The 15,608-nt window shown below is 66.9% G+C and carries 15 protein-coding genes and 1 tRNA gene; 11 read left to right on the top strand and 5 right to left on the bottom strand.

From position 1 onward, the window contains the following. Positions 1-172 precede the first annotated feature (172 nt). The 3 genes from QP166_RS09745 to QP166_RS09735 all read left to right on the top strand — a co-directional run bounded on the left by QP166_RS09745 (position 173) and on the right by QP166_RS09735 (position 3,446). The gene (locus QP166_RS09745) at positions 173-1,306 is read left to right on the top strand and encodes a site-specific DNA-methyltransferase (RefSeq protein WP_333915738.1); all 1,134 of its coding nucleotides are present in this window, start codon (positions 173-175) and stop codon (positions 1,304-1,306) included. 148 nt (positions 1,307-1,454) lie between these two features. Beyond that, positions 1,455-2,507, top strand: a complete 1,053-nt coding sequence (gene folP / locus QP166_RS09740; protein ID WP_333917311.1) for a dihydropteroate synthase — start codon at positions 1,455-1,457, stop codon at positions 2,505-2,507. A gap of 51 nt (positions 2,508-2,558) precedes the next feature. Beyond that, complete coding sequence (locus tag QP166_RS09735; protein ID WP_333915737.1) at positions 2,559-3,446, top strand: bestrophin family protein; 888 nt, start codon at positions 2,559-2,561, stop codon at positions 3,444-3,446. Positions 3,447-3,512: 66 nt separating this feature from the next. On the opposite strand, the gene QP166_RS09730 is transcribed toward QP166_RS09735, so the two are convergent. Together QP166_RS09730 and QP166_RS09725 are read right to left on the bottom strand one after the other, a co-directional pair. Next, complete coding sequence (locus QP166_RS09730; RefSeq protein ID WP_333915736.1) at positions 3,513-4,283, bottom strand: SDR family NAD(P)-dependent oxidoreductase; 771 nt, start codon at positions 4,281-4,283, stop codon at positions 3,513-3,515. Between the two features lie 18 nt (positions 4,284-4,301). Continuing rightward, the gene (locus tag QP166_RS09725) at positions 4,302-5,711 is read right to left on the bottom strand and encodes a sigma-54-dependent transcriptional regulator (protein WP_333915735.1); all 1,410 of its coding nucleotides are present in this window, start codon (positions 5,709-5,711) and stop codon (positions 4,302-4,304) included. Positions 5,712-5,865: 154 nt separating this feature from the next. Here QP166_RS09725 and QP166_RS09720 point away from each other — a divergent pair, with 154 nt between their 5' ends. The 7 genes from QP166_RS09720 (at position 5,866) to QP166_RS09690 (ending at position 10,893) form a co-directional block, all read left to right on the top strand. After that, on the top strand, positions 5,866-5,988 hold the full coding sequence (locus QP166_RS09720; protein WP_333915734.1) for an aa3-type cytochrome c oxidase subunit IV: 123 nt from the start codon (positions 5,866-5,868) through the stop codon (positions 5,986-5,988). A gap of 7 nt (positions 5,989-5,995) precedes the next feature. Continuing rightward, positions 5,996-7,117 carry an NAD(P) transhydrogenase subunit alpha gene (locus tag QP166_RS09715; RefSeq protein WP_333915733.1) on the top strand — a complete coding sequence of 374 codons (1,122 nt, stop codon included), beginning with the start codon at positions 5,996-5,998 and terminating at the stop codon, positions 7,115-7,117. Then, the gene (locus QP166_RS09710) at positions 7,114-7,596 is read left to right on the top strand and encodes a hypothetical protein (RefSeq protein WP_333915732.1); all 483 of its coding nucleotides are present in this window, start codon (positions 7,114-7,116) and stop codon (positions 7,594-7,596) included. The genes QP166_RS09715 and QP166_RS09710 overlap by 4 nt, the downstream gene beginning before the upstream one ends. A gap of 25 nt (positions 7,597-7,621) precedes the next feature. Further along, positions 7,622-7,990 carry a PH domain-containing protein gene (locus QP166_RS09705; protein ID WP_333915731.1) on the top strand — a complete coding sequence of 123 codons (369 nt, stop codon included), beginning with the start codon at positions 7,622-7,624 and terminating at the stop codon, positions 7,988-7,990. A gap of 18 nt (positions 7,991-8,008) precedes the next feature. Further along, on the top strand, positions 8,009-8,305 hold the full coding sequence (locus tag QP166_RS09700) for an NAD(P) transhydrogenase subunit alpha (protein ID WP_333915730.1): 297 nt from the start codon (positions 8,009-8,011) through the stop codon (positions 8,303-8,305). A gap of 170 nt (positions 8,306-8,475) precedes the next feature. Then, complete coding sequence (locus tag QP166_RS09695) at positions 8,476-9,969, top strand: NAD(P)(+) transhydrogenase (Re/Si-specific) subunit beta (protein ID WP_333915729.1); 1,494 nt, start codon at positions 8,476-8,478, stop codon at positions 9,967-9,969. A 3-nt stretch (positions 9,970-9,972) separates the two neighbouring features. Further along, positions 9,973-10,893, top strand: coding sequence for a winged helix DNA-binding protein (locus tag QP166_RS09690; protein ID WP_333915728.1), 921 nt, complete (start codon positions 9,973-9,975; stop codon positions 10,891-10,893). 5 nt (positions 10,894-10,898) lie between these two features. Here QP166_RS09690 and QP166_RS09685 read toward each other — a convergent pair. From QP166_RS09685 to QP166_RS09675, 3 genes are all read right to left on the bottom strand, one after another. Next, positions 10,899-10,974 (bottom strand) — tRNA-Val (locus QP166_RS09685). A gap of 459 nt (positions 10,975-11,433) precedes the next feature. Further along, positions 11,434-12,132, bottom strand: a complete 699-nt coding sequence (locus QP166_RS09680; RefSeq protein WP_333915727.1) for a hypothetical protein — start codon at positions 12,130-12,132, stop codon at positions 11,434-11,436. Continuing rightward, positions 12,129-13,334 (bottom strand): toxic anion resistance protein, encoded by a 1,206-nt coding sequence (locus QP166_RS09675; protein ID WP_333915726.1) that lies wholly within the window; start codon positions 13,332-13,334, stop codon positions 12,129-12,131. Before QP166_RS09675 ends, QP166_RS09680 begins: the two co-directional genes overlap by 4 nt. A gap of 181 nt (positions 13,335-13,515) precedes the next feature. Here QP166_RS09675 and typA point away from each other — a divergent pair, with 181 nt between their 5' ends. Then, positions 13,516-15,336 carry a translational GTPase TypA gene (gene typA / locus QP166_RS09670; protein WP_333915725.1) on the top strand — a complete coding sequence of 607 codons (1,821 nt, stop codon included), beginning with the start codon at positions 13,516-13,518 and terminating at the stop codon, positions 15,334-15,336. Positions 15,337-15,608 lie beyond the last annotated feature (272 nt).

Raw genomic sequence — 15,608 nt, 5'->3', positions numbered from 1 at the left:
ACACTACCACCGCTTGAGTCTGTCGAGTCGCATCTGACTCAATATGTAGAAACGGACTCATCTTGTTCCGGTTTTGCAACGAGTCGGAGGTGGACTCGCTTCGCCGCACGACTCTTGACGGACTCGCGCTTTCCCGCCCTTTTGGGGCTCGCAGACGGGGAGCAGGAATTCGATGGGGGTCATGGAAAAGGTTGCGCGCGGGCGGCGCGCCACCGCGGCGGAAACGCCGGTGGTGCTCCCGCTCGACCAGATCCTGCGCGGCGATTGCATCGCGCAGATGAAGGCGCTTCCGGCCAAGTCGGTCGACATGATCTTCGCCGATCCGCCCTACAATCTTCAGCTCGGCGGAGAGCTGTTCCGTCCCGACGGCAGCCATGTCGATGCGGTCACCGACGATTGGGACAAGTTCGACACCTTCGCGCACTATGACGCCTTCACCCGCGCGTGGCTGGCGGAGGCGCACCGCATCCTCAAGGATGACGGCACGATCTGGGTGATCGGCAGCTATCACAACATCTTCCGCGTCGGCGCCGCAGTGCAGGATCTCGGCTATTGGATCCTCAACGACATCGTGTGGCGCAAGGCCAACCCGATGCCAAACTTCCGCGGCACCCGCTTCACCAACGCGCACGAGACGTTGATCTGGGCGTCGAAGGGCGAGAAGGCGAGATACACCTTCAACTATCGCAGCATGAAGACGCTCAACGATGAGCTTCAGATGCGCTCGGACTGGGAATTCCCGATCTGCGGCGGCGGCGAGCGGTTGAAGAAGGACGGGGTGAAGGTCCACCCGACGCAGAAGCCCGAGGCGTTGCTGTACCGCATCCTGCTGGCCTGCACGAAGCCGGGCGACGTGGTGCTCGACCCGTTCTTCGGCACCGGCACGACCGGCGCGGTCGCCAAGCGGCTCGGGCGCCGCTGGATGGGGATCGAGCGCGAGGGCGATTACATCGCCGCTGCCGAGCAGCGGATCGCCGCCGCATTGCCGCTCGACGAATCGGCGCTGGCGACGATGCAGAGCCCCAAGTCGCAGCCGAAGGTCGCGTTCGGGGTGCTGGTCGAGAACGGCTATCTCGCGCCGGGCACGATGCTGGTCGACACCAAGCGTCGCTGGCAGGCGATGGTCCGCGCCGACGGCTCGCTGTCGAGCCCGTGCGGCGCGAACGGGTCGATCCACAAGGTCGGCTCGACGGTGCAGGGCGCTCCGGCCTGCAACGGCTGGACCTTCTGGCATTACGAGGCCGAGGGCGCGCTCAAGCCGATCGACACGCTGCGCCAGACGTATCTGCTCGCGACCCAGCCGTAAGCGTCGGCGCTCAAGCCCCTTCCTTTCAAGGGAGGGGTTGGGGTGGGTGGAGGCTTGGTGATACGGCTCCCGCGCGCGATCAATCACCGTATCGCGAGCACGCACCCACCCCCGACCCCTCCCTTGTAAGGGAGGGGGAGTAAGCATGATGCATCTCCGCCCGACCCACTTCACCGACGCACCGTTCGCTTACCCCGATGGCCAGGTCGCGCGGCTGGCGGGCGGGTTGCAGTGGTTCGCGGCCTATGAGGTGATCGAGCCGACCGGCCGCCGCATCGTTCCCGTCGCCGAGATCGCGCACCTTGGCGAGCGCGCCGTGACGCTCCACGCGCGGATCATCGCGTCGCGCGCGCCATGGGTGCTCGGCGAGCGGACGTTGCGCTTCGACCAGCCGCAGGTCGCCGCGATCCTGAACGTCACGCCCGACAGCTTTTCCGACGGCGGGGCGCATGTCGACAACCCGGCAGGTGCCGCCTCGGTGGGGATGGCAATGGCGGCGGCGGGGGCGGCGGTGATCGACGTCGGCGGCGAATCGACCCGCCCCGGTGCGGCGCTGGTGTGGGAAGAGGATGAGGCGCGCCGCGTCGCGCCGGTGGTCGAGCGGCTGGCGCGCGCCGGGGCGCTGGTGTCGGTCGATACGCGCAAGGCGGCGGTCATCGAGGCGGCGCTGGGCGCCGGTGCCGCGATCGTCAACGACGTATCTGCTTTGTTGTGGGACGAGCGCGCGCTGGAGATCGTCGCGCGCAACGGCGCGCCGGTCATCCTGATGCATTCGCCCGATCCCAAGGCGGGCGGGCACGGTCGCCCGACGTACCGCGATGTGGTGACCGAGGTGTTCGACTGGCTGGAGGCGCGCATCGATGCGGTGGTCGCGGTCGGCGTCGACCGGTCGCGGATCATGGTCGATCCGGGAATCGGCTTCGGCAAGTCGCTCGCCGACAACCTCGCTTTGCTCAACGGTCTGGCGCTGTTCCACGGGCTCGGCTGCCCGATCATGCTCGGCGCCAGCCGCAAGCGGTTGATCGGCGCGCTCGACAACGAAGCGCCGGTTGCATCGCGGCTTGGCGGCTCGGTCGCGCTCGCGCTCGCGGGGGCGCAGGCGGGGGTGCAGTTGCTGCGGGTGCATGACGTGGTGGAGACGGTCCAGGCGCTGCGCGTCTGGCGCGGCTTGCGCGATCGTGCCTTGTCGGCGCCTTTGTGACGGCAATGAAATGACACTGGCACCGATCTTTTTGATGTGCGTTAGCCGGGCATGATCGTTACCGCCGTACCCCGTCTCACCCAGATCGTTCGCGAGGTCTGGAAGCCGCTCACGATCCTGTTCGTCTGGGATGTGATCGTCACCGGAACCTATATCCTGCTGCCGTTCCATGCGCCCGAGTTACCGCTGACGCTGTTCGGCTCCGCCCTGGCGCTATTCCTCGGGTTCCGCAGCAATTCCGCCTATCAACGTTGGTGGGAAGGGCGGTCGCTCTGGGGGCTGATGATCAACGCCAGCCGTAACCTCGCGCGTGCCGCCCGCAATTTCCTGCCCGATCCGGAAGCGCGCGACATGAAGCGCACGATCGTGCTGCGCCAGATCGCGTACGTGAACGCGCTGCGTTGCCAGTTGCGCAAGCAGAAGGTCGACGACGAGGTACTGCGCTTCCTGTCACGCGGCGAGGCGGATTTCGCGCTGTCACGTACCAACACCGCCAACGGCATCGTCGACGGCACCGGCCGCCGCATCAACGAAGCGCGCGAGAAGGGCTGGATCGACACGATCCAGCAGACCTCGATGGAAAGCGTGCTGATCGACATCGCCAATGCGCAAGGTGGCATGGAGCGGCTCAAGAACACGCCGCTTCCCAACCAATACCGCTTCTTCCCGACGATCTTCACGCACCTGTTCTGCATCCTGCTGCCGATCGGGCTGGTCGAGACGCTGGGCTTCGCGACGCCGCTCGGCTCGACCGTGGCGGGGCTGATGTTCCTCGCGGTGCTGGCGATCGGCGACGATCTGGTCGATCCGTTTGCGAACACCGTCCATGATCTGCCGCTGTGCGCGATGTGTCGCACGATCGAGATCGATCTGCTTCAGTCGATCGGCGACGAAGCGCCCGAGCCGATGGTGGCCGATAAGACCGGGGTGCTGTGGTGAGATTTGCCGCCGCATTGGGCAGGATGATCGCTCCGGCACAATGACGGCGCGGGTGGCCTGCCGCCGCTAAAGCAAATACCCGCCGTCGCTGACCAGCACCGTCCCCGTTATCAGCGCGGCCGCGTCCGACAGCAGGAAGCCGATCTGCGCCGCCACTTCTTCGGGCTTGGCGTAGCGACCCAGCGGGGTCGCGAGCGACGCGAGCTCCGCAAATGCCGCGTCGCGTCCGATCGCGGCGGCACGATCGGCGAACATCGGCACCGCATCCCATACCGGCGTCTCGACCCCGGCCGGCGCGATCGCGTTGACGCGCAGCCGCTGCGCCGCGCCTTCCTTCGCCGCGACCTTCACGAGCTGGATCAACGCAGCTTTCGATGCGCCATAAGCGGCGACACCGGGCTCGGCCTTGATCCCCGCCGCCGATGCCACCGCGACGATCGCGCCGCTGCGTCCTTCCATCGCGCGCATCACCGCCCAAAACGTGAGGAACGCACCGTCGAGATTTACCGACAGGATGCGCCGCCATTCGGCGAAGGGGAGCGCCGGGATCGCGCCGGCGCCCGCCACGCCGGCATTGATGACCGCGCCGTCGATCCCGATCAGCACCGCCGCGGCCTCGTCCCACAAGGCTTCGTCTGCGACGTCGCCGGGCAACAGGTCGAGCGTGCAGCCAAGATCGACTCGCGCCAGTGCTTCGGCATCACGGTCGGCGAGCACCAGCCGCGCCGCACCACCTGCCGCGAGATGCTGCGCGCACGCCAGTCCGATCCCGGAAGCGGCGCCGGTGACGAGATAGGCACGTCCGGCGAACGAAGGAGCGGCGAGGGGCTGCGTCATGCCGTGCTCGTGCAGTGCTCAGGCCGCGGTGTCGATCCCTAGCTCGTTGAGCTTGCGATAGAGCGTCGAGCGACCGATCCCCAGCCGCCGTGCGACTTCGGTCATGCGCCCGCGATAATGCGCGATCGCCAGCCGGATGATGTCGGACTCGATCTCTTCGAGCGGGCGCAGGTGCCCGTCGGGGCCGAACAGCTGGACGTCCGGCATCTCGCCGCGCGGGCGCGGGGCAGGGCGGCTGCCCAGAGCCGCGATCTGCGGGAAGTCGGCGCGGGTCAGCGTGTCCCCTTCGCAAAGCACCGCGGCGCGGAACAATGCGTTCTGCAACTGGCGAACGTTGCCCGGCCAATCGTAATGCATCAGCAACGCCAGCGCGTCGTCGCTGATCTGGAGCTGGCGCAGCCCCGGCTGGCGCGCGATCCGATCGAGCAGATGGCGCGCGAGGGCGGGAATGTCACTCGAACGCTGGCGCAGAGGCGGGATCGAGACGGTGACGGCGTTCAGCCGGAAAAACAGATCTTCGCGGAAACGTCCGGCCGCGACTTCGTCGGCGAGCCGCTTGTTGGTGGCGGCGATGACGCGCACGTCGACCGACTGCGCGTGGCGCGCGCCGAGCGGCAGCACCTCGCCGTCCTGCAGGACGCGCATCAGCAACGCCTGCGCGTCGAGCGGCAGGCAATCGACCTCGTCGAGGAACAACGTGCCGCCATGCGCGGCGACGAAGCGGCCTTGCCGACGCTCGAATGCGCCCGCGAACGCGCCCGGCTCATGTCCGAACAGCTCGCTGGAGATCGTGTTGGCGGCTACCGCGCCGCAATTGACCGTGACGCGTTCCAGCGCGTTGCGCGGCGAGGCGGCGTGGATCGCCTCGGCGACCACTTCCTTGCCGACGCCGCTCTCGCCCTCGATCAGCACGGCGACACGCGCGCGTGCCGCCTTCGCCGCGATCGATAGCGCGGCGCGGAACTCGGGGGCGGTGCCGACGATCTCGTCGAACTCCAGCATCGCCGGGATTTTCTCAGTCAGCGGGCGCAATTCGCCGCCCGCGGTTGCGCCGACCGCAGCCTCCAGCGCGTGGAGCAGCCGCTCGGGGGCGAGCGGCTTGCTGAGATAATCGGTCGCGCCCGCGCGCATCGCCTCGACCGCGCTCGCGACCGAGGCATGGGCGGTCAGCAACAGGATCGGGAGTTGCGGGCGATAGGCGCGCAGTTCGGCGATGACAGGCGCGGGCTCGACATCGACCTCGGCATGATGGAGCAGGATCGCGTCGAGCTGCATCCCGTCCTGGGTCGCCAGCGTCGCCAGCGCGCTGGCCGAATCCTCGGCGATGATCGTCCGCCAGCCACCGCGGGCCGCGATCGTCGCCACGACGCGCCGTTGCGCGGCTTCGGCGTCGATCAGCATCAGCAGACGTTGTCCGTTGCGCGTCATATTCTGGCCCGGCCCCATGTTTCGTCCGATGCTGCCCTAACGCCCTTGAGTAAAGGGGGACTTAAATCGGACACTCACGACGCTAACACCATATTGCCTGTTGCTGATTGCTTAACTACGGTCTCATGAACCGTTCAAGGGGAAGAGGATCATCATGGCTGAACCTGCCGATCTGAAGGGACATGAGGCGACGTATACGAGCATGATTGGATTGCTTAAATACGGCGCAATCGCCTGTTTCCTTCTCGCGTTCCTCGTCATCTGGCTCATCTCGTAACCCTGCGATGAAGATCGCGGTCCTCCGGGAACAGGCGCCAGGCGAGCGCCGCGTCGCCGCCACGCCGGAGACGGTGAAAAAATTTGCTGCGCTCGGCGCGACGCTGGCGGTCGAGGGCTGCGCGGGCACCGCGGCGTCGTATGCCGATGCCGATTATGCCGCCGCCGGTGCGACGATCGGTGACCGCGCGGCGACGCTGGCGGGTGCCGACATCGTGCTGGGCGTGCAGGGACCGGACCCGACATCGCTTGAGGGCGTGGCGCCCGGCGCGTGGGTGGTTGCGGGGCTCAACCCGTTCGGTGAGCGCGCGCGGGTCGATGGCTATGCCGCCGCCGGACTCGAGGCGCTGGCGATGGAGTTCATGCCGCGCATCACGCGCGCGCAGTCGATGGACATTCTGTCGTCGCAATCGAACCTCGCCGGCTACAAGGCGGTCCTGGATGCCGCCGCCGAATATGGTCGCGCCTTCCCGATGATGATGACCGCGGCGGGCACCGTCAGTGCTGCGCGCGTGTTCGTCATGGGAGTCGGGGTCGCCGGGCTGCAGGCGATCGCCACCGCGCGGCGGCTGGGCGCGCAGGTGTCGGCCACCGACGTCCGCTCGGCCACGAAGGAGCAGATCCAGTCACTTGGCGCCAAACCGATCTTCGTCGAGAATGTCGCAGGCATCGAGGGTGAAGGCTCGGGCGGCTATGCCGGTGAGATGTCGCCCGAATATCAGGCGGCGCAGGCCGAATTGGTGTCGGCGCACATCGCGAAGCAGGACATCGTCATCACCACCGCGCTGATCCCCGGCCGCGCCGCGCCGCGGCTGGTCAGCGATGCGCAACTCGCGTCGATGCGCCCGGGCTCGGTCGTCATCGATCTCGCGGTCGAGCAGGGCGGCAATGTCGAGGGTGCGGTCGCAGGCGAGGTGGTCGAGCGGCACGGCGTCAGGATCGTCGGCCACCGCAACGTCGCGGGTCGCCTGCCCGCGGATGCCTCGGCGCTCTTCTCGCGCAACCTCTACAATTTCCTGTCGACCTTCTGGGACAAGGAGCAGGCGCGCCCGGTGCTCGACGACGAGATCGGCGATGCGATCCGGCTGACCAGGGACGGGAAGGTCGTCAACGCGCGGCTGCTGTCGTGAGGCATGTCCTGGCCGCCTGTGCCGTGGCGCTGCTCGCAACCGCCGCCGGCGCGGCGGCACCCGACAAGGCCGATCGCAAAGCCTTTTACGATCTCGTCGACCGATACCAGATGTTCGTGGTGCCGCATTGCGAGCCGGAGGTCATCAACGCCTATCGTGCGCAGAACGCCGCGCGCGACGCCGCGTTCGTCCAGTCGTTGCAGGGCTCGAAACTCGCCGACGTCTATGCGCGTGCGGTGTCCGATCGCGAGAAGCACGACCGCAAGACGGTGTACGACTGCCAACGCGCCGTGGTCGCGCCCGCCGTCGCGCCACCGCAGCGGACGGCAACGCAGCGCCGCCGCGCCGAGCGCGAGACCGCGCGGCTCGTCGCCGCCGAGGCGAAGCGCGATCGCACTGAAATCTTCACCGAGGGCGATCGGATATTCGCCGACATGGTCGCGCTCCGCGATCGAACCGCGAGTGCATCGCGGAACTGACGACGACGCGCAGGGGGGCATCGGAATGGGATTGTTTGCAAGCCACGAGGTCGCACCGGCCGAGATCCACGAGCGCTTCGGCCATGCGTTGATCGAAGGCGAGGAGGTGCTCGCCGCCTTCCGCTCGCTGCGCGACACCGCCTTCCTCACCAATTACCGCTTCGTGCTGGTCGACGTGCAGGGGCTGACCGGATCGAAAGTGTCGTTCCAGAGCGTGCCCTATCGCTCGATCACGCGCTTCGCGGTCGAGAGCGCGGGCACCTTCGATCTCGATTCGGACCTGTCGATCTGGGTGTCGGGAACGCCGCAGCCACTGACGCTGAAGGTAAGCCGCGATGCCGACCCCGCCGCGATCCAGCGGCTGCTTGCACAGCTGGTGCTGGCGAAGCGCTGAACGGAAAGGAGCTAACCCATGGATTTCATCGCGATCCTGTCGATCTTCGTGATGGCCTGTTTCGTCGGCTATTACGTCGTCTGGTCGGTGACACCGGCGCTGCACACGCCGTTGATGGCGGTGACCAACGCCATCTCCAGCGTCATCATCGTCGGTGCGCTGATCGCCAGCGCGGCGGCGGGGAGCGTGGGCGGCAAATGGCTGGGGCTGCTCGCGGTCGTGCTCGCGAGCATCAACATCTTCGGCGGCTTCGCGGTCACGCATCGGATGCTCGCGATGTACAAGAAGAAGGACCGGCCGGCGCCGAAACACTGATCGTGCGTGAAGGCCGCTGTCGCCCCTGCGCAAGGCAGGGGTCCGTGACTGTCGAGTGAAGAAGAAGGTCTGACACGATCACGCCGTCCATGTGTCGGTCGACCGTGCAGGACGAAACAAAGATAGGCCCCTGCCTGCGCAGGGGCGACGAGGTCGGGGAGCAGAAGCTAGTGCAACACGTCGCCGTCAATCCATGGGTCGCTTTGGCGTACCTGATCGCAGGCGTCTGCTTCATCCTGGCGCTGCGCGGCCTGTCGAGCCCGACCACCAGCCAGCGCGGCAACCGATTCGGCATGATCGGCATGGGCATCGCGGTCGTGACGACGCTGGTCACGCATGTTCCGACGATCACCGTTCTGGTCGAAGGTTATGACTATGCCGCGCTTTTCTCGGCGATCGATACCGTCGCGGTCTTCGAGATCGTCGCCGCGATCGCCCTTGGCGCCGCGATCGGCCTTACCACCGCGCGTCGGATAGCGATGACCGCGATGCCGCAGCTCGTCGCCGCCTTCCACAGCCTCGTCGGGCTCGCCGCGGTGCTGGTCGCCGCGGCCGCCTACCTGAACCCGGTCGCGTTCGGGATCGCGCTGCCGGTGCTCACGCCCGACGGTGCGGTCGCGCTCATCAACCCGGTCAGCCGGATCGAGATGGGGCTGGGCGTCGCGATCGGCGCGATCACCTTCTCGGGCAGCGTCATCGCGTTCTTCAAGCTCAACGGCAACATGGGCGGCGCGCCGATCCTGCTGCCCGCGCGCCACGTCATCAACCTCGGCGTCCTCGCCGCGATCATCGCGCTGGTGGCCTATTTCACGCTAGACCAGAGCCCGTGGGTGTTCTGGACGATCACCGCGCTCAGCTTCGCGATCGGCTTCCTGCTGATTGTGCCGATCGGCGGCGCGGACATGCCGGTCGTGGTGTCGATGCTCAACAGCTATTCGGGCTGGGCCGCCGCCGCGATGGGCTTCACGCTCCACAACAGCGCGATGATCATCACCGGCGCGCTGGTCGGTTCGTCGGGCGCGATTCTCTCCTACATCATGTGTCGCGCGATGAACCGCAGCTTCGTGAGCGTCATCGCGGGCGGATTCGGCGCCGAGGCGGGCGGCGGTGGCGCAAGCGCCGCCAAAACGGACCGACCGTGGAAGCGTGGTTCGGCCGAGGATGCCGCCTTCCTGATGAGCCAGGCCGAACAGGTCATCATCGTTCCCGGTTATGGCATGGCGGTCGCGCAGGCGCAGCACGTATTGCGCGAAATGGCCGACAAGCTGAAGGCCGAGGGCGTGCGCGTCAAATATGCCATCCATCCGGTCGCGGGTCGGATGCCGGGACATATGAACGTGTTGCTGGCCGAGGCGAACGTCCCTTACGACGAGGTCTTCGAGTTGGAGGACATCAACTCCGAATTCGCGCAGACCGACGTCGCGTTCGTGATCGGCGCGAACGACGTCACCAATCCGGCGGCGAAGACCGACAAGACCTCGCCGATCTACGGCATGCCGGTGCTTGATGTCGAAAAGGCCAAAACGGTCCTGTTCGTGAAACGTTCGATGGGCGGAGTCGGCTATGCCGGCGTCGACAACGACGTTTTCTACAGGGACAATACGATGATGCTACTCGCCGACGCGAAGAAGATGGTCGAAGATATCGTCAAGGCGTTGGACTGAGCCATGGCGACCCCGTTCGGCTTTGCCGGCGCCCGCACGACGTCGTTCGTGCTGGCGTCGATGGACGCGCGCGGCGGTGCCGCGGCGCTGGAGGCGATCGCACTGATCGGCGGCGAATTGCGCGCGCATGTCGCGTTGCAGGAGGCGCCGGCGGCACTGGTCGCGACGCCCGATCCCGTCCCGGTGGCGGTGCTCGATCTGGAGGGAGCATCCGACGAACTCGCGCATGACGTGGTCGCGGTCGTCGGGATGCTCGCACAGGCGCAGGCGTGGCGCTGCATCGTGGCGATGGAGATCGCGCAGATCGATCTAGTGATGGCCGCGCTCGGCGATGCCGCCGACTCCGTGCAGCTGCTTTGCGCGCCCGCTCAGCACGAGTGGCTCGGGACCCTGGCGGTCGCTGCCGCGCGTGAACCCGGATCGGTGCGCGCCGCCGACGAGGAGCGTGACCAACTGGCGCGGCTCAGTGCCGAGGTGGCGCGCATCGCCGAGATGCTGACGCGCATCACCGAGCGCGATGGCGGCGGGCGCGCCGAGGACCGGTACCTCGCGTTCGCACCGGCCTCGCCGATGAGCGAGATCAGCTCGACGACGGTGCGCGACGTGCTGCGCGCGCGCCGCCTGCGCGATCGCTTCTTCGAGGGCGGGCTGTTCGAGGACCCGGCGTGGGACATGCTGCTCGATCTGTTCGCCGCGCAACTGGAGGGAACGCGCGTCTCGGTGTCGAGCCTGTGCATCGCCGCCGCGGTCGCCCCGACCACCGCGCTACGCTGGATCGGCAAGCTCACCGCCGCACGGCTGCTCGCGCGTGCTCCCGATCCCGAGGACGGACGTCGCGCCTTCGTCGCCCTGACCGACCAGGCGAGCGATGCGATGCATCGCTACGTCTCCACGCTAGCGGAGGCGCGGCTGCCGTTCGTGTGAGGGGATGGTGGGCGCTGACGGGTTCGAACCGCCGACCTACTCGGTGTAAACGAGCCGCTCTACCAGCTGAGCTAAGCGCCCGACGGGGACGGTTTTCTGCCGCCGGCCGGAACGCTCTCCATACAGGCGTCCGGTGATGGATCAAGGGGGCGGTCCTGCTAGGGTGTGATCCATTCAAGCTGACGGGTTACCTTCGACGTTCACTCGTCATGCCGGACCCGTTCCGGCATCCACCGTTCCGCGAACGCGCAAGCCGGTTTGCGGGACGGTAGACCCCGGAACTCGTTCGGGGTGACGACGGAAGACGGTTCAAGTGAGCTAGATCGTCCTGCCGTCATTGCGGGCGTAGCGAAGCAATCCAGAGCGTCCTGGTCCGGCCCTGGATTGCTTCCCCGGCCTTCGCCGGGGTCGCAATGACGAATCGGGTCGATATCGTCCCCGTCCGGGTCGTCGCCGCGGACCTGATCCAAGCCGCGGTTCCGAGACGATCACGCAGAAGAAACGGCGTTCGCAACAACGTCCCGGACGACGGACGGGGCGTCACTCTCCCGAGGCCGCATCCTCCTCATATTTGATCTGTAGATACCGCCGCTTCGTCTCGAGCGCGTCGAGGTCGCCCTGTGCCAGCCGCTCGCTGATCTCGCCCAGCTCGCGCTCGATCACGCTCAGTCCCTCGACCAATTGCTGGTCCGGAGTCATGCCGTTGCGAGGGCTGTTGCGCATCGCCGGGGGCACGCGCGTGTAATCCGCGACGAAGCTCGGCAGTTGCTCGCCCACCAGTCGCCGCAGCTCCGCCGCCATCGGACTGTCCTCGTCGAGCGTCGCGACCTGCACGCCGAGCGTGTCGAGCCGCACGTCGAGCTGGTTGAGCACGCCTTGCGCCGGCGCGGGCAGCGCCGACCGGCGCGCGTCGAGCCAGCGTGCCGCCTGCGCGGGCACCGCTTTCACCTCCGACTTCACGATCCGCTCGGGCGTCGGCACCGGCGTGGCGGGGGCGAACAGCACCAGCAGGGTCATGGCCGCGATCAATGCTGCCACCGCGACCATCCCGAACGCGCCCAGCCCCATCAACATCGCGACCGTGAGGATCAGCCCCGCGCCGATCACCACCGCCGCCGCGCGCTTGCGTCGTCCGCCGCGCCCGCGGCGTGGTCGGCGCTGGAGCGGGATGACCGCCCCGCCACGACGCCGTTCGCGCGCGACCCGCGCGTCGGCGATGGCGTCGTCGACGTCGGTCACAACGACTCGAGCTTGAACTGCTCGGCCCCGCCCGCCACGCGGTTCTGCGTCGCGCCCTCTGCACGCGCGATATAGCCGCGCGATTTCTCCACCTCGTTGCCGAGCGTGTCGACGGTCACCTTCATCGTGTCGAGCGCCTTCAGCTTGAACGTGTCGATCGCGTCCATCGTGTCATAGATGTTCTGGAACGCGCGTTGCAGCGTCTCCAGCGGGATCGTCGACGCCGCCGCCTGCTCGTGGATGCGTGCGGTATTCTGGCGCAGCAGGTTGCCGGTCGAATCGATCAGCCCGGCGGTCGTCGTGTTGAGCTGCGTGATCTGCTCCAGCACCAGTTTCTGGTTGGTCAGCGCCTGCGCCACCGTCACCGCGGTGCGCAGCGCGGCGACCGTCGTCGTGCTCGCGCGGTCGACGCCCTTGATCAGCTCGACATTGTTCTTCTTGACCAGATCGAGCGCCAGATAGCCCTGCACCGTCACCGCCATCTGCGTCAGCAGATCCTGCGTCCGTTGCCGGGCGTAGAACAAGGCTGTCTCACGGATCGCCTTGGCCTTGGCGGGGTCGGTGTGATCCAGTTCGTTGGCCTTGTCCTCCAGCCGCGCGTCCATCGTGCGCGAGAGGTGGATCATCTGCTCCAGCCGTCCCATCGCGGTCCACAGGTTCGCGCGCTCGGTATCGATCGCCGCATTGTCCATCAGCAGCTCGTCCTTGCCGCTGCCCAGGCTCTTCAGGATCGAGGCGATATGCGACTGCGCCGATTTGTAGCCGTCGAAGTAGTTGCGGACCTTGTTGCCGAACGGAATGACCCCGAACAGCTTTTGCGGCGTGGTCAGCTTGCCCTTCTTGCCCGGATCGAGATCCTCGACCACGCGGCGCAACTCGGCGAGGTCCTTGCCCACCCCGGCCTCCTGATCCATCGCGCGCACCGGGCGATCGAGAAAGCGGTTCGACTGCCCGGCGGCGTCGCGGATCTCCTTCTGCCCCATCGCCGTAATCGCATCGACGCGCTTGCCGAATTCCGGCGAGTTGACGTCCTCGGCGATCAGCTGTTCGACGAAGGCATCGACGCGCCGTTCCAATTCGCTGCGCTTGCCATCGTCGACCGGCACCAGCCCGGCGGCCTTTTCGGCGCGGACCTCGGGCACCGGATCGGGCGGGGTGAGCACCAGCGTCGGCTCGGTCGCGTCGTTCGGAGCGGTCGCCATCGTCACGTCATCCTTCTGTCTCGACCCGGCCATTGTCCCGCGTCTGTCATCGGCTTTCAACTGTGTTGTTCATGTAATACGGCATGAGGTTGCTGTCGAGGCACTGGCATCCGATGCAACTTTCCGCTATGCGCCGCGGCGAAACTGCCTGCGTCGTAGCGGGCCACCCTCAGGAACCCGTATGAACCTGCGCAATATCGCCATCATCGCGCACGTCGATCATGGCAAGACCACTCTCGTCGACCAGTTGTTCCGTCAGTCCGGCACCTTCCGCGACAACCAGCGCGTCGAGGAGCGCGCGATGGACTCGAACGACCTCGAAAAGGAGCGCGGGATCACCATTCTCGCCAAGCCGACGTCGATCGAGTGGGAAGGCACGCGCATCAACATCGTCGACACGCCCGGCCACGCCGACTTCGGCGGCGAGGTGGAGCGCATCCTCAGCATGGTCGACGGCGTGATCCTGCTGGTCGACGCTGCCGAGGGCGCGATGCCGCAGACCAAGTTCGTGACCGGGAAGGCGCTGGCGCTGGGCCTGCGCCCGATCGTCGTCGTCAACAAGGTCGACCGTTCGGACGCCCGCATCCAGGAAGTACTGGACGAAGTGTTCGACCTGTTCGTCGCGCTTGAGGCGAGCGACGAGCAGCTCGACTTCCCCGTGCTCTATGCGTCGGGCCGCAACGGCTATGCGTCGACGGACATGGACCGTCGCGAGGGCACGCTGACCCCGCTGTTCCAGAAGATCGTCGATCACGTGCCGCCGCCTGCGCTGGATCAGGAAGCGCCGTTCAGCTTCCTCGTCACGCTGCTCGACCGCGACAATTTCCTCGGCCGTATCCTCACCGGTCGCGTCCAGTCGGGCGTAGTGAAGCTGAACCAGCCGATCCACGCGCTCGACAATCAGGGCAATGTCATCGAGACCGGCCGTGCGTCGAAGCTGATGAGCTTCCGCGGGCTGGAGCGCGTGCCGGTCGAAGAGGCGCGCGCGGGTGACATCATCTCGCTCGCCGGCCTCGCGGTCGCGACCGTCGCCAACACGATCTGCGACACCACGGTCAGTGTGCCGATCCAGGCGCAGCCGATCGATCCGCCGACGCTGTCGATGCGCTTTGCGGTCAACGATTCGCCGATGGCGGGCCGTGAGGGCAGCAAGGTGACGAGCCGCATGATCCGCGACCGCTTGATGCGCGAAGCGGAAACCAACGTCGCGATCAAGGTGACCGAGGCTGCCGACCGCGACAGCTTCGAGGTCGCCGGTCGCGGCGAGCTTCAGCTCGGCGTGCTGATCGAGACGATGCGCCGCGAGGGCTTCGAACTGGGGATCAGCCGCCCGCGCGTGCTGTTCGGCGAGGACGAGGACGGCAAGAAGACCGAGCCGTACGAAACCGTCATCATCGACGTCGACGAGGAGCATTCGGGCACGGTCGTCGAGAAGATGAACCTCCGCAAGGCCGAGATGACCGACATGCGGCCCTCGACCGGCGGCAAGACGCGCATCACCTTCTCCGCGCCGTCGCGCGGCATGATCGGCTATCACGGCGAATTCCTGTCGGACACGCGCGGCACCGGCATCATGAACCGGCTGTTCGAGAAGTACGGTCCGCACAAGGGCAATATCGAGGGCCGCAAGAACGGCGTCCTGATCTCGAACGGCGCTGGCGAGGCGCAGGGCTATGCGCTCGGGCCGCTCGAGGATCGCGGTATCCTGTTCGTCGGTCACGGCGAGGCGCTGTACGAGGGCATGATCATCGGCGAGAACGCCAAGACGGATGACCTAGAGGTCAACCCGATGAAGGCGAAGCAGCTGACGAACTTCCGCGCTTCGGGCGGCAAGGACGATGCGATCCGCCTGACCCCGCCGAAGAAGATGACGCTGGAGCAGGCGATCGCCTACATCGACGACGACGAGATGGTCGAAGTCACGCCGAAGTCGATCCGCCTGCGCAAGCGTTTCCTCGACCCGAACGAGCGCAAGCGCGCCAGCCGCGCCAAGGCGGCGTAAGGCGAGGCGGCAGCGGGCAGAATCTGCCAGCGTGCTCAAGCCTCGTCCGGCCGGCGGCGCTCCAGCGCCGTCCGACGACACGGGCTTTGCCCGTGGCGGGCTACGCGAGAGACCAGACGGCCATCGCCCACCCGGCGGTGGCCGTTCTCATTCCCCGGCCCGTACTCAAACGACGATCCTGCGGACGACTTCACCCCCACCGTCGCCCCTGCGAAGGCAGGGGCCCATGACTGTCTCGTCCATCGAAGCGGCTGACACATCTTCGTCGTGCC

Source organism: Sphingomonas sp. LR60, from assembly GCF_036855935.1.
Classification (GTDB): domain Bacteria; phylum Pseudomonadota; class Alphaproteobacteria; order Sphingomonadales; family Sphingomonadaceae; genus Sphingomonas.
The sequence above is the reverse complement of the archived record's forward strand: the minus strand, read 5'-3'. Positions and strand labels throughout refer to the sequence as shown.

What these genes read in the sequence shown, in the direction of transcription:
- QP166_RS09745 (WP_333915738.1), top strand. Translation starts at nt 173, where the DNA reads ATGGGGGTCATGGAAAAGGTTGCGCGCGGGCGGCGCGCCACCGCGGCG.
- folP (WP_333917311.1), top strand. Translation starts at nt 1,455, where the DNA reads ATGCATCTCCGCCCGACCCACTTCACCGACGCACCGTTCGCTTACCCC.
- QP166_RS09735 (WP_333915737.1), top strand. Translation starts at nt 2,559, where the DNA reads ATGATCGTTACCGCCGTACCCCGTCTCACCCAGATCGTTCGCGAGGTC.
- QP166_RS09730 (WP_333915736.1), bottom strand. Translation starts at nt 4,283, where the DNA reads ATGACGCAGCCCCTCGCCGCTCCTTCGTTCGCCGGACGTGCCTATCTC.
- QP166_RS09725 (WP_333915735.1), bottom strand. Translation starts at nt 5,711, where the DNA reads ATGACGCGCAACGGACAACGTCTGCTGATGCTGATCGACGCCGAAGCC.
- QP166_RS09720 (WP_333915734.1), top strand. Translation starts at nt 5,866, where the DNA reads ATGGCTGAACCTGCCGATCTGAAGGGACATGAGGCGACGTATACGAGC.
- QP166_RS09715 (WP_333915733.1), top strand. Translation starts at nt 5,996, where the DNA reads ATGAAGATCGCGGTCCTCCGGGAACAGGCGCCAGGCGAGCGCCGCGTC.
- QP166_RS09705 (WP_333915731.1), top strand. Translation starts at nt 7,622, where the DNA reads ATGGGATTGTTTGCAAGCCACGAGGTCGCACCGGCCGAGATCCACGAG.
- QP166_RS09700 (WP_333915730.1), top strand. Translation starts at nt 8,009, where the DNA reads ATGGATTTCATCGCGATCCTGTCGATCTTCGTGATGGCCTGTTTCGTC.
- QP166_RS09690 (WP_333915728.1), top strand. Translation starts at nt 9,973, where the DNA reads ATGGCGACCCCGTTCGGCTTTGCCGGCGCCCGCACGACGTCGTTCGTG.
- QP166_RS09675 (WP_333915726.1), bottom strand. Translation starts at nt 13,334, where the DNA reads ATGGCGACCGCTCCGAACGACGCGACCGAGCCGACGCTGGTGCTCACC.
- typA (WP_333915725.1), top strand. Translation starts at nt 13,516, where the DNA reads ATGAACCTGCGCAATATCGCCATCATCGCGCACGTCGATCATGGCAAG.